General features: G+C 29.8%; 12 protein-coding genes and 1 tRNA gene. 5 read left to right on the forward strand and 8 right to left on the reverse strand.

Going from position 1 to position 13,635, the window contains the following annotated elements:
• Positions 1–78 precede the first annotated feature (78 nt).
• Positions 79–154 (reverse strand) — tRNA-His (locus tag VBM90_RS01245).
• Positions 155–297: 143 nt separating this feature from the next.
• Between VBM90_RS01245 and VBM90_RS01250 the strand changes: the two genes are divergently transcribed.
• Both VBM90_RS01250 and VBM90_RS01255 read left to right on the forward strand, forming a co-directional pair.
• Positions 298–1,095 (forward strand): PTS glucose transporter subunit IIA, encoded by a 798-nt coding sequence (locus VBM90_RS01250; RefSeq protein WP_323176571.1) that lies wholly within the window; start codon positions 298–300, stop codon positions 1,093–1,095.
• Between the two features lie 237 nt (positions 1,096–1,332).
• Positions 1,333–2,637: a hypothetical protein gene (locus tag VBM90_RS01255; RefSeq protein ID WP_323176572.1), complete on the forward strand. Its 1,305-nt coding sequence runs from the start codon at positions 1,333–1,335 to the stop codon at positions 2,635–2,637.
• Between the two features lie 148 nt (positions 2,638–2,785).
• Here the strand turns inward: VBM90_RS01255 and VBM90_RS01260 are convergent, their stop codons facing one another.
• Genes VBM90_RS01260 through trpS form a run of 3 tightly spaced genes read right to left on the reverse strand, consistent with a single transcriptional unit; the run spans position 2,786 to position 6,117 of the window.
• Positions 2,786–3,343 carry a hypothetical protein gene (locus tag VBM90_RS01260; RefSeq protein ID WP_323176573.1) on the reverse strand — a complete coding sequence of 186 codons (558 nt, stop codon included), beginning with the start codon at positions 3,341–3,343 and terminating at the stop codon, positions 2,786–2,788.
• Complete coding sequence (gene thrS, locus VBM90_RS01265; protein ID WP_323176574.1) at positions 3,336–5,081, reverse strand: threonine--tRNA ligase; 1,746 nt, start codon at positions 5,079–5,081, stop codon at positions 3,336–3,338. Before thrS ends, VBM90_RS01260 begins: the two co-directional genes overlap by 8 nt.
• A gap of 13 nt (positions 5,082–5,094) precedes the next feature.
• Positions 5,095–6,117 carry a tryptophan--tRNA ligase gene (gene trpS, locus VBM90_RS01270; RefSeq protein WP_323176575.1) on the reverse strand — a complete coding sequence of 341 codons (1,023 nt, stop codon included), beginning with the start codon at positions 6,115–6,117 and terminating at the stop codon, positions 5,095–5,097.
• A gap of 375 nt (positions 6,118–6,492) precedes the next feature.
• Between trpS and rpsD the strand changes: the two genes are divergently transcribed.
• The 3 genes from rpsD to VBM90_RS01285 all read left to right on the forward strand — a co-directional run bounded on the left by rpsD (position 6,493) and on the right by VBM90_RS01285 (position 8,504).
• Complete coding sequence (rpsD, locus tag VBM90_RS01275; protein WP_323176576.1) at positions 6,493–7,092, forward strand: 30S ribosomal protein S4; 600 nt, start codon at positions 6,493–6,495, stop codon at positions 7,090–7,092.
• 27 nt (positions 7,093–7,119) lie between these two features.
• Entirely contained in the window at positions 7,120–7,332 is a 213-nt protein-coding gene (gene rpmE, locus VBM90_RS01280; protein ID WP_323176577.1) for a 50S ribosomal protein L31, read from the forward strand.
• A gap of 179 nt (positions 7,333–7,511) precedes the next feature.
• Positions 7,512–8,504: a YwaF family protein gene (locus tag VBM90_RS01285; protein ID WP_323176578.1), complete on the forward strand. Its 993-nt coding sequence runs from the start codon at positions 7,512–7,514 to the stop codon at positions 8,502–8,504.
• 83 nt (positions 8,505–8,587) lie between these two features.
• Here the strand turns inward: VBM90_RS01285 and VBM90_RS01290 are convergent, their stop codons facing one another.
• The 4 genes from VBM90_RS01290 to VBM90_RS01305 are packed head-to-tail and all read right to left on the reverse strand — an operon-like array spanning position 8,588 to position 13,619.
• On the reverse strand, positions 8,588–10,636 hold the full coding sequence (locus tag VBM90_RS01290) for a hypothetical protein (RefSeq protein WP_323176579.1): 2,049 nt from the start codon (positions 10,634–10,636) through the stop codon (positions 8,588–8,590).
• Between the two features lie 2 nt (positions 10,637–10,638).
• On the reverse strand, positions 10,639–11,418 hold the full coding sequence (locus VBM90_RS01295) for an ABC transporter permease (RefSeq protein WP_323176580.1): 780 nt from the start codon (positions 11,416–11,418) through the stop codon (positions 10,639–10,641).
• Positions 11,411–12,250, reverse strand: coding sequence for an ABC transporter permease (locus tag VBM90_RS01300; RefSeq protein WP_323176581.1), 840 nt, complete (start codon positions 12,248–12,250; stop codon positions 11,411–11,413). Before VBM90_RS01300 ends, VBM90_RS01295 begins: the two co-directional genes overlap by 8 nt.
• A complete protein-coding gene (locus tag VBM90_RS01305) occupies positions 12,234–13,619 on the reverse strand; it encodes an ABC transporter ATP-binding protein (protein WP_323176582.1) in 1,386 nt (461 codons plus the stop codon). The genes VBM90_RS01300 and VBM90_RS01305 overlap by 17 nt, the downstream gene beginning before the upstream one ends.
• Between the last annotated feature and the right edge of the window lie 16 nt (positions 13,620–13,635).

Genomic DNA, 13,635 nt, shown 5'->3' on the forward strand with positions numbered 1-13,635 from the left:
TTTTAGGTTGCTTTTATTATGAGCTTGATGTAAAAAAAGGAAAACAAAAAAAGTTGCTATTAACAACTTTTTTTCATATGGGGCGAACGACGGGATTCGAACCCGCGCATGATGGGACCACAACCCACTGTGTTAACCACTTCACCACGTTCGCCATAAGTAAAACTATTATACCACTATTTTAAGCATCTAGTAAACAATTTAATTAATTTTTAGACCTTGTTTTAAGGTGTTAAAATCTATTTTCAACATTATAAAAATGATATAAAATTTATTTTATTTAAGGAGTATATTATTATGACTGAAAGAGATAAATACATAGACTTATTAGTAAAAATTGTTGATGCATTCGGTGGGCTTGACAATATTACTTCATTCAATAATTCAGCATCACAATTAAGATATGATGTTAAAAATGTTTCATTAGTTTCAAAAGCAGTATTTGAACAATTAGGTGCTACATCAGTTAAAATTTTCGAAGCACAAAAACACGTTCAAGTTGAACTACCAAATGCAGAAGCTTTAAATGCACTTATCAAAATTAACAAAGACTTAATTTCATCAATGTGTAAATCAGTTGAAGTTTCAACTGTTTCAACATCAAATAATGCAACAGCATCTACTCAAGCAGTTTCAGAATTAGAAATCTTAGCACCTGCTTCAGGACAAATTGTTTCACTTGAATCATTAAATGATGGTGTATTTTCAAATGATTTAGTTGGAAAAGGATTTGCAATCAAATTAGATGGAACATCAGGTAAAATTGTTGCTCCATTTGATGGAAAAATAACAATGCAACCAGCAAGCAAATCACAAGTTATCTTATCTAACACATCATTAGGTGTTGAAGCTGTTATTGTTTTTGGTTTAAACTCATACAAATTAGATGGAATTGGTATGGACGCTAAAGTTTCATTAAACCAAGAAGTTAAATCTGGAGATGAATTAATCGTTTTAGATTTAAACAGATTCAAAGCAGAAAATATTGATCAAGAAATTATTTTTGCATTAACAACTGATTCAAAATTACAAAACTTTAAAAACTTAGAACACAAAAACATCAAACATTCAGAAGTTATTGGTAAATTAGTTTAATCTTTAGATTAAACTGAGTTGTAAATCAGAGCAGAAAAAATCTGTTCTTTTTTTATTAAAAAAATATTTTTTTGGTGATATATATTCCAAAAAAGTTTTAAAATAAAAGTACCTCATTATTTTGATATTTAATGAGGTAACCTGGAATTAGAAAATATAAACTCTTTGATAGCATCTCTTTTTCCGGGACACAAGCACCATTTAAATGGTGCTTTTTTTGTATTACAATTTTATATTATGAGTAAAAGTAAGAATACCAAAGGACATAGATGATTTAGTCACACAGAATTATTGACAGGTTTTATAGATCTAAAAACACGAGAAATTCACAAAGTCTTAATTTCAAATTCACTTTTAAAAAAGTTTGCTGATTCAAATTCAAATATTGAGGATAATTTTTCATCATTTTCTGATAGTGATTTTACTAATAAGAAAATTTTTGAGAATGTTCAAGAATTATTCAATAGCAAGCAGACTGAAGTGGATTTTTCGACTTTGTATCGAAACTCAAATAATGAAGAAAAAACTAAATATGAAATATATACTGATGCCATTGAAAAATTAGCTATTGAAAAAATAACCGATGATACAAAAGCAGCAAATTTTAAAGGTAAAATGCCGGAATACTTATTTAAAGCAATATGTTTCACAGATTCCAAAGTAAAGAATCGAGAAAAGTTTAATATTGATGACATATTGAAAAAAGATGAGGAATTTATAAAAAATAAAAAGGTTACTGAGTTTTTGAAAAAATTCTTTGAAAAGGGAAAAGATAACTTTGCAAATTATCCTGCTAAAAATCATAAATATTTCAATTGTGAAAAATTTGAACCAGATAATCCTGTATTATGATTTGTATATTACTTCTTGAAACTAATATTTCGCGATGAATCACTTCTGAAAATATTTAATGAGAGTGAGAAGCAAAGATTATGATGATATATTATTTGTGGCAACAAAACAGAAGATTATCCTAATTCACTTACATTTATTCTTGCAAATTACTATCATTTTTATGCTGAAACTTCTTTATATCTTAAGGCATTAGAAATTTCTGATTTTAATCACATAGATTCAACTGAAGGAATATTTTCAGATAAAAAGTTTATGGTTGATTTAGATAACGTAAATATATTAAAACCATTTATTTACGATTTCAAGACGTATTCTGATTCTAACTATCTAAAAAGTGACCGAAATATTCATCAATTATGTTGGTATATTTACATTCTTATTAATAACAAAACAAACAAAAGTAATGAATATAAATCATTAATTGAAAGCATTGAATTTAAACCTGATAAACTTACTGAAACAAATGCTATTGTTTGTGATCATCAGTTACCTGCTGAAAGTAATGATGTTCAAGTTGAAAAGCAGATCTCTGTTGAAACTGATCTTACGAATGAAGTTGTAACTAAAATTAGTGCTGAAAGAAAAACTGTGAAGGTTAGAGCTGCGTGAACTTCCTTAGGGGCTATATTAACATTAATTTTGATGGGAATTCTTCTTGGTATTCTAAAAGCAGTCGGGTTAATGTAACTAGGTTGATAAAAGTAAGATAGAAAATCAAAAAAACTGTTTTTCTACCTTATCTCAGCTCAATATGGCTGGTGGATTTGTTTTTATGAAAAGTATATTAAAATTCCTATCACTTCAGCAGCGATAGGAATTTTAATAATTATTATTTTTAGTTTTTTGATTCTTGTTCTAAAATTGATTTTTGTTTCTTGAGACGACCTAAGAAATTTTGGATTTTTGGTCTCATGTAACTTACAAATTTTGGTGTGACAAAGTATAAACATAAAGCGTATAAGATTACACAAACACCAAATACAACAGTTACATCATAAGGGAATAATAGTCATTTTGGTTGTCAACTAGCTTCAGCTTTCTCTGTTCCTTCGTTAACATTAATCATTCTAGGAACTCAAAATAGTGTGATTATAATTCCAATAATGAATACATAGTTAACAAGTCTTCAAACACTCATTTTTTCTTTTAAAACAACAAAGAAACCGAATGATAGAACTAAGATTGGAAAGAAAATTGATGCTAATATACGTGCATAAAGAGGTACATTATAAACAGAATTTGGAACGATTCTATCTCAAGGGATGATGTTTCCACTTGTTAAAATCATTGCAGCAGCCAAAACTCAAAATATTACTAAAAATGATATGTATCAACCATTAATTGGTTTTCTAGCTTTCTTTTCGTTTTTGTTTTCTTGTTTTTTATTATTCACGAGAATCTCTCAATCTCATCATTTTTAGGACAAATTCTGCAACAGGCATTGTTGTTGTTTCTTGTTTACCATATTCACGGTATGAAACAGTTTCATTTAATCTTTCAGCTTCTCCAACAATGATTTGGAATTTAGATTTTGACATTTGTGCTTCACGCACTTTTTTACCTAAACGTTCTTCACGGTCGTCTAATTTAGATCTAAAGTCTGCATTGAATAATAATTGGTTAATGTCTGATGCGTATTTCACGTCTTCTGGATTATTTGTAGCAGGAATAACTGTGAATTGTTTTGGTGCTAATCAGAATGGAAGCACACCTTTTGTTTGTTCTAAAAGAATTGAAACAAAACGTTCATATGTTCCAATAAGACCTCTGTGGATCATAACTGGACGTTCTTCTTGATTGTCTTTGTTTGTGTATGTGATATCAAATCTTTCAGGTAATAAGAAGTCAAGTTGTAATGTAGAAACTGTGATTTCGTGTCCTAAAGCTGTAAAGATTTGAATATCCATTTTAGGTCCATAGAAAGCAGCTTCTCCGATTTTTTCTTCGTATTTAACACCTAATTCATTAAGTACTTTTCTAAGTTCATTTTCAGCTTCATTTCACATCTTGTCATCTGAATAGTACTTATCTGTGTTTTCAGGATCTCTTAAACTTAAAGAAACATAACTAATTTGAATTTTAAAGATTTCTAATGTTTCTTTAATTAATTGATACATTGATTTGAATTCTTGAGCAATTTGATCTTTTCTAACAAACAAGTGTCCTTCTGTTAAAAGCATTCCTCTAACACGTTCAAGACCTGTAAGAGCACCTGATTTTTCATATCTGTAAAGTTGTGATTGTTCTGAATATCTAATTGGTAAGTCACGGTATGAACGTTTTTCTGTGTTGTAGCAAATAATGTGGTGAGGACAAGTCATTGGACGTGCGATTAACTTTTCATTTTCAAGCACAACTGGTTTAAACATATCATCTTTGTAGTGAGCTAAGTGTCCTGAAATTTTGTAAAGTTCTTCTTCACCAAAGTGTGGTGTTAAAACTTCTGTGAAACCGTATTTTCTGTCCATTTTAAGAACAAGGTTTCTAATTTCATTGTGAATGTACATTCCATCTTCTAATCAGAATGGTAATCCTTGACCACCTAATTTGTTGAATGTGAATAATTTCATTTCTTTACCAATTTTACGGTGGTCTCTTTCTTTTCTATCTTTAAGGATTTCTAAGTATTCTTCAAGTTCTGCTGCTGTATCTCAAGATGTTCCATAAATTCTTGTTAATTGGATGTTATCTGAATTTCCTCTTCAGTATGCACCAGCTAAGTTAAGTAATTTAAAGTGTTTAATATGTTTTGTGTCTTCAACGTGTCCACCAGCACATAAGTCAACAAAGATTGTTTCATTACTTAAAGGATCTACAAGAGCATAGAATGTAACTTCTTTACCTGCTGCTACTAATTCGTCATAAAGTTCTTTTTTGTAAGGTTTACCTTCAAATGAATATTCATCTATTGAAACTTGCTTCATAACTAAATTTCTTGAAGCAAGTTTTTTCATAAACTTTTCAATTTTAAGTAATTCTGTTTCTGAAAGTGGTTCAGCAAATTCAAAGTCGTAGTAAAAACCTTCTTCAGTAGCTGGACCAAATCCTAATTTAACATTTGGATAAAGTTTTTCAACAGCTGCACCAAGTAAGTGACTTGTTGTATGGTTAAGTTTTTTATTAGCTTTCATATTAATTTACCTCTTATTTATCGTTTTTGGGTTTTGTCAATGAGGAATAAAGTCCCATTTTTTTCATTAACTTGTTTAAATTATAATCTGCGATTTTAGAAGCTTTAATTGCACCTTCATCAGTTATTTTGTCAACTTCTTTTAAAGCTGCATTGTATTTTGATTGAATATCAATTAAAAGATTTTTAACTGATGTAGCAACTGCTTCTTTAAATTCTTTATAGTTTTTATCTTTAAATAATTCTTCTGCTTGTTCAAGTGTTATGTTGTTTAATGAAGCATAGATATTAAGTAAGTTTAAGATACCAGGTTTATCATTTGAAATATATACTTTACCTTCTGAGTCAGTAACTGCTTTCATAATCTTGTTGTAAGCTTGCTGTGGGTCTTCAAGTAAGTAAATGGTTGATTTGGTACCATGTTCGCTTTTTGACATTTTAGCAGTAGGATCAGTAAGTGATTTAATTCTTGCTCCAACTTTAGGAACAACTCCGTTAGGAATTGTGAAGTTAGCATTGTATTTTGAATTAAATCTTTCAGCAATGTTTCTGGTTAATTCAAGGTGCTGAGTTTGATCTTCTCCAATAGGAACTACATCAGGGTTGTATAAAAGAATATCAGCAGCCATTAGTACTGGATACATTAAAAGACCAGTAGGTATTTTAGAAGTCCCGTTAGCTTGTTTAATTTGTTGTGACTTATCTTTGAATTGGGTCATTCTTTGCAATTCACCAATTGTCGTTTCTGATGTACAAAGTCAATTCATCATTCCGTGCGCACTAACTTGTGATTGATAGAAAATTGTTACATTTTCTGGATTAAGTCCACAAGCTAAATAAAGTGCAACAATGGTTTTTCTTGCTTTTTTAAGTTCAGCTGGATCGACACTTCCGGTTGTAAGTGCGTGTAAGTCAGCTACAAAAATGTATGATTCATAATCATTCTGCATTTGCACAAAATTTCTAATTGCACCAATGTAATTACCTAATGTTAAATCACCAGTTGGTTTTATTCCACTTAATAATTTTTGTTTCATAACACTCCTTAACTAATTAATAAAGTTATTTATTAATTATATTGTTTTTTAAATAATGTATATTCATTTTGTTGATTGATTTTACAAATGCAAATAGCTGAATTAATCAAACAAAATTAATTAATAAATTAAGCGAAAAGAAGCAAAATAAAAAATCTTTTTAAATAGGTTATATAGAGCTAAATAATAATTCATTATTTATAAAATAATGATAGAATAAATAAGCATAAAACAGCAGTTTATTATGACTTTTAAATAAATTTAACATGACTATAACATTGCAAGTAGATTAGCTGATTTAATCCAAAGCATTAAGTTAAATTTAACTAGTTAGAAATAAACCCTCTAAGTTATGCAGAAAGAGGTAAAAATACTATGTCAAGATACACAGGACCTGTATTTAAAAAGTCACGTCGTTTAGGATTCTCTATCTTAGAATCAGGTAAAGAATTCGCTAAAGGTAAAAAGAGAACTTATGCTCCAGGACAACACGGAAACAAACGTGTTAAATTATCTGAATACGGATTACACTTATACGAAAAACAAAAAGTTAAACACTTATTTGGTTTAAATGAAAAACAATTAAGAAGAGTTTTTGAAAAAGCTGTTAAAGCTAAAGGGATTACAGGGACAAACTTACTTCAATTATTAGAAGTTCGTTTAGACAACTTAGTTTATAGAGCAGGATTTGCTACAACAAGAAGACAAGCTCGTCAACTTGTTAACCACGGACACTTTGTTGTTGATGGTAAAAAAGCAAACATTCCTTCTATGTCAATCTCATTAGGTTCAGAAATTACTCTTAAAGAAAAATCAAGAGACAACAAACAAATTCTTGAAGCTATGGAACAAAAAGCTGCTTCAGCTTGAATGACAAGAAAAGACTTTTCAGTTAAATTAGACCGTTTACCAGAACGTAACGAAATTCACGCAGAAATTAAGGATGCTTTAATCGTTGAGTTCTACTCAAAATAGTAATTAGGAATATTAGGAGTTTTATTTATGAAAAAAGATATTCACTTACCATACCACGAAGTAAACGTTACTTGTTCAACTTGCCACAAAGTGTTCCAATTCAAATCAGTTAAACCAAACTTTACAGTAGACGTATGTTCAGGATGCCACCCAGTTTACACAGGGTCAAGAGCACAAGTTAAAGCGACAGGTAGAATCGACAGATTCAACAAAAGACTTGAAAAAATGAACAGTAAATAATTATTGTTTCATTTATACATCTAACTCAAATTACTTTATGTAGTTTGGGTTTTCTTTTTCACCTAGTAACAAGGTAATTTAGTTTATTTAATAAATTAAATAACTTAATAATAAAATTTCACTTTTATATATAAACAATTATAATTGTTAGATAATTTATAAACCCTTAAAGGAGCATTATGAACTTTGAAGAAAAATATTTTTTCTTAAAACCTGGTTTCTGATCTTGAACCGGTGGTGGTGAAATATCAGAGACAATGCTAGCTCAAACTAATTTAGGTCTTAGATTATCTTGAGTTATTGCTATGTTGATTATTTTTGTTATTTGAATCTTCAAAAGACAAATACACGAAGCAATTAAGCGTAAAAATGTGTCTGCAAAAACTCAAGAAATATTAATTAGAACTGCAGGAGCACTAACACTTACATTTATCGCTGCTAGAGCTATTGTGTTTGGAGTTACACAATATCCAGGTAAATGAGAATCTATACCACTTCATATGTGTAGAATTTTAGGAATTTCAATTGGTATTGTGCTTTTATTAAATAAACCACAATGAATGAAATATTTAATTTCACTTAGTTTCCTTGGTGCAACTATTGCGCTTATATTACCTGATGTTAAGATAAATTACACACCTGATGAAACATTTACAGCATTTGGTAAATTCTATGAAAAAGGTAAAGAATACGAGTTCCATATTTACTACGATAACTACATATTCTATGATTTAATGGCACTTCACGTATTTATGTTGCTTTCTACATTTATTGTTTCTATTGTGTATCCATATTCAATGAGAAACAAAGATATCTTAACAACACTTGCGTTATTCGGATTACTTGTTGTAGCTTGCTTCTTCTTAAATTGAGCACTTGATGACTTAGCACCAAGTGCTTGAAAGAGCAATTACATTTACGTAGGAAAAGACAAATATAATCCATTCTCAAGTTTAATTGGTCCGTTAATGAAATGACCATTTAATGTGTTTACATTAATTGTAATAGGAACGCTTTACTTATATGCATGTGCCGGTATCTTTATTCTTCAAGATAAAATTATTTTTAACTTTGGAAAAGGTAAGAAATTCTTATCATTTGGTAAGTCTTCAAAACAATTCTTAAAACCTAGATTCAATGTTAAAAAGTATGATAATTTATATGTGTTTTAATTAGAAAATTAGGCAATCAAATTTGGTTGCTTTTTTCTTTTACTATAGTGCACAAGCTGTAAAAAAAGAGCAGTCATTGTTGACTACCCTTTAGTTTTTTCATTGTAATATGTGCTTGTGCTTGATGAAAGTTGATCATTAATTGGTTGAAGTGTTTTGTGAATTGTTGAACTATTATTGATTTCATAAATATTAATTACGTTAGCATCAATTCCATCTTCAGCTGAAGCAAAGTAGTTTCTAAGAACTAATTCATAATCAACTGCTTGTGAAGGAACATAGTTAATGTAATTGAAATTTGTTAAGTTTTTGTATGCATCAATAACATCTTCATTACTTAAATCAAGGTATGAAATTACTTTTGCAATATAAGACTTAATAAAGTCTGTTAATTTTTCAATTGTAATTTCTGCATTTTCATCTTTTTGTTCTTTAAATGTTTTTTCATTTTCAAAAACTAATGCAAATAAGACTTTAATTTCATCATCTGCATTTTCTGGTAATGAAAGTGCCGAAGCTTCTTCATCTGCTTCTGGATATGTAAAGTTCTTAATATCAGTTGCAACTTGTGTAAAGAAGTTATTTAATTTTTCTGTTTTGTTAAAGTAATCTTTAAGTCTGTAAGGATAGATGTTAATTCTATCGTCTAGATCAACATCTTCTTCACGTTCGTTATGCAAGAATTTGCTGTGTTCTGCATTTAATTCAAGATACTTATCTAAGTATTCTTTGTTAGCAGGAAGTGATAAATCAAGTAAGTCAGCGTATTTAATAATTACGTTATTTAATTTGTCTTGATTTTCGTTTTCGTCTATGAGACCTAGCTCAACGAATTTATCAGTAGCTAATTCCTTAAATGCACTTGGAGAATCTTCTGTACCTGTTTGAAGGACTTTTCATCTTTGTGCAACAGCGTGCTCAATGAATAATTGTTTTTTAAGACCGGATTCTTGTTTTGCATATTTTTTGTCGATGTGGTCGAATTGTTCTGCTAATTCTGGTAAGTTATCTAAGAATCCATCTCTAATTGTTTCTAGGTAGAGTTTGTTTGATTCTTCTGTGTTAACTTTAGATAAGATAAGTCCATCGACTAATAAAATGTTTTCTTTAGGTTTAATAACTCTAATTTCGCCATCTTCGACTTTGCCTGGGAAGTTATCTTCTCCATAGTATGCATCAATAGCATCACCATTGTACATAATAGCTGCATTGACATCTCTTTTAGGGTTAATTAAGTTATTTAATAATTCAAGTCCATCTCCTTGGAATGAGATGTTTTTGTGTCCAATTGGGAAACCTGTTCCATCTTTAATAAGTGAAACAAAAGAATCAATTAGACCTTTGTATGTTTCTTTTGTAACTGCACCAGTGAACTGATCAGCACTGTGAGTTCCATCTGCATTTGTTCAATAAGATGAACCATATAACAAGTTATCTCTGACTGCGTCAGTGATGATTCAAGAATCAAATCCATTATCAGCAACTATTTTAAGTGAGTTGATAATAGAATTTGTTTCATATCCATTATTAAATTTATCAGCGTATAAATCAAGATTAATTGCATCGTCTTCAGTTTTCTTTTCAGGTGCAATTGGTTTTTTCTTAATGTTGTAAGCAATTACCATATCTTGAGAAAAGTAAGGGAAAAAGTATTCTCAAAGTTCAGGGTAATTACCTTTTTCGTCTTTAAGCTCTTCACCATTAAATTTAGTCTTTAATTGTTCGTTGTAATTTTCAAGATGCTCTCAAACTTCAGATTTGATAATGTTTTTAAGATATTGTTTTGTTTTTTCTCTGTCGTTTTTAAGTTCAGGTTTGTTAAGTAAAATTGAGTAATCAATTTTTTGCAAGCATTCTTTTTTAATAAGTGATGCAGCTAGGAAATCTCCACCGATTCCTGCAGCTGCTTTGTGGTTGATTAATGCATTATTAAACTCATTAACTTCGTTAAATTCAGCATAACTGAATACATCTCTTAACTTCTCTTTATTATCATTTGACATATATGATCTAAAGTTGTAAAAAGGTGGTTTATAACGGTTAATTGCTTTTGAAACAATTAAGCCAGTTCCTACTGCTGCAATTGTTAAAATCCCAGCACTAATTAATGATGTTTTAATAATTTTCTTCATTATTATTTCTTACCTTTCTTAACTGCAACGTAAATAATGTTTCCGATAATAGTTAATACAAGGATAATAGCACCAAAAATAAGTCCTCAAGGCTCAAATGAACCTGCGTATAAATCAGTTCCAATTGTTTGCATATTAGACACTGTTCTAGTGATGATAAAATCATCAAATGAAAGAACAGAAGCTACTATTACAGACATAATAATTGAAGGGATCATATAAACAAAGTAAGTTTTGAATCAAGATCTTAATTTTGAGTATCCTAAATCTTGACTTGCTTCGTAAAGGTTGTTGTTGAATTTTTCACTTCTTGGTAACATAAGTGAAATTGCATATGGAAGTGTCATGATTGTGTGAGCTACTACAACACGTCCAAATCCTTCGCTATCTGTTTGAATAACTCCAAAGAAGATACCAAAGACAAGAACAAGTCCAATAGCTGTAATGTTATCTGGGTTAATAAGAGGAATGTTAATTGTTGAGTTTACGTATGATCTAACAATCTTGTTCTTCTGTCTGTATAGTGCATATACAGTTACAAGTGAAATTGTACATACTAAAAAGCTTACAATAAGAGCTAAAAGTAAGCTGTTTACAAGCGACATTGCTCTGTTGTTATCAAATAAATGAAGTCAGTTGTCAAATGTACCTTTAGTTCAAGTTGGGTTGAATTGACCTTTTGGTGTCGGTTGGTTAAATGAGTAAATAACTCCAAATAAAAGTGGTATATAAACGATTGATAAAATGATGTAAATATAAGATCTTTTTAAGAATTTACTCATAGTGCGCTCCTTTTTTAAGTCTGAAAATTATTTTAGGAGTTAATAAAATAATTCCATAAATACTTAAGAAAATAGCAGATACCACGATAACTAAAACAGAAACTGCTGCTAAGTCAAATTTATTTCCTGGGTTTGCTCTTGAGTTGATAATATCTCCAACTGTTTGATATTGTGAACCGTCTGGCAGAAGTTTTGCTGAGATAACAAAGGTTGTAGCAGACGCAAGGAACACCATACCAAAACCACTTAAGATAGCTCTAATACCATATGGAATGATAACTTTGAAAACTGTTTGAGTTTGATTGTAACCTAAGTCGTGACTTGCTTCAATGATGTTTTTTGGCATATCTTTAAACACTGTGTATAAAGGCATGATCATTAAAGGTAAATTAAGGTACATTAGTCCAAATACCATAAATGCTTCATTGTTTAAGCTTTTTGTGTTGTGTGCCATAATCCCTAAGAATAAAGCTTTAATTGAATAAATTCTAGCAATTGTGAAAATTGCAAGTGGTGAAATTATTAAACTAAGTGCACAAATTTTGAAAATCTTAGATTTAGATGTTGAAACAAAGTAAGCATATGGGAATCCAATGATTAAGCATAACATTGATGCTGCTAATCCGATTCATAATGAACGTCCCATAATTTTTCAAGTACTTGATGACTTGATTAAAACTCAGTTATCAAAACTTTCGTTTGGTATAAGTGCATAAAGCACAATTAAAATAATTGGAAGAATAATAAGTAAGAGCGCAATTAGGAAATAAGGTCAAACTAGATGTGTTTTTTTATCAAAAGTGAAGTTGAATTTATTAGTTTTGGAATTCATTATTTGAATAATCTCACTTAGCGTCTTTACGCATTAAATGGACTGAGTCAATTGTTCAACTTAAGTAAACTTTTTCACCTAGTTCAAATTTCTTAGATGTTTCTACATAAATAACTGTTTGTTCATCAATTTCAACTTTAATGTAGTAGTAGCTTCCTCTGTAAGAAATGTCAGAAATGTGTCCTGATAATTTGTTTGAAGTTTTAGATGGTTCTGAGTAAATGTCAATATCTTCTGGTCTAATAAGTGCATCAAGTACTTCACCTGGTTCAAATTCATCTGCTTCGTGAATTGTTTTGAACTCTTTGTTTAATATCTTAATTTTGCCTTGTTTTGTGAATTTAGCATCAAAGATGTTTGAATCACCGATAAATTTAGCGACTCAGATGTTAACCGGATAGTCGTAGATGTTTTTAGGTGTGTCATATTGTTCAATAACACCATCACGCATAACAGCAACTCTATCTGAAAGTTCAAGAGCTTCGTCTTGGTCGTGAGTAACAAAAATAAATGTAAGACCTAATTCTTGTTGAATACTTCTTAATAACACTTGCATTTTTTGTCTAATTTTTGCATCAAGTGCACTAAGTGGTTCATCTAAAAGTAAGATTTCAGGTTCAATAACAAGTGAACGAGCTAATGCAACACGTTGTTTCATACCACCTGAAAGTTCAGAAATAGCTTTATCAGCATTTCCTGTAAGACCTACAAGATCGATGATTTTGTTAATTTTTTCATCCATTTCTTGTCTTGTCATTCTACGTTTGAAGTGTAGGTTTTGGAATGCTTCAACTTTTAATGCTGTGTAACTTTCTCAATATGAATAAACGAAGTCTGAGTTATCAAGTCATTTTTGAATTTTCTTGTATTGGTATGTCCCTTCTTTTAAGTTTTCAAGTTGTTCTTCATATTTTTCTTGTAACTTGTCAAGTTGTTCCATTTTTTTATGACTTAAAGCATCTCATTTTTTAGTTAATTCTTCAAGAAGTTTTACTTTCTTTTGGTCGATAACTTCTTTAGGAATTCTTTTAAGTTTAAGACCATATGCAATGTTTCCATAAACGTTTAAGTGTGGAAAAAGTGCATAATCTTGGAAGATTGTTGAAACATTTCTTTTGTGTGGTTCAAGATCTTTAATGTCTAAACCATTGAATTTAATTTCACCACGTGTAGTCCACTCAAAACCACCGATTAATCTTAAAATAGTAGTTTTTCCTGAACCTGATGGACCTAATAAAGTTACAAACTCACCTGGTTGAATTTGTAAATTAATACTATGTAAAACTGTTTTGTTTTGAAATTCTTTAACAACGTCAATTAATTCAATAATTGGTTGCTTATCTTTTTTTCTTTTAACTTTAATAGCCATTATTTTTAATCTCCTT

Origin of the sequence: Mycoplasma sp. 2704, from assembly GCF_034863285.1 — a bacterium.
Classification (GTDB): domain Bacteria; phylum Bacillota_I; class Bacilli_A; order Mycoplasmatales; family Metamycoplasmataceae; genus Mycoplasmopsis.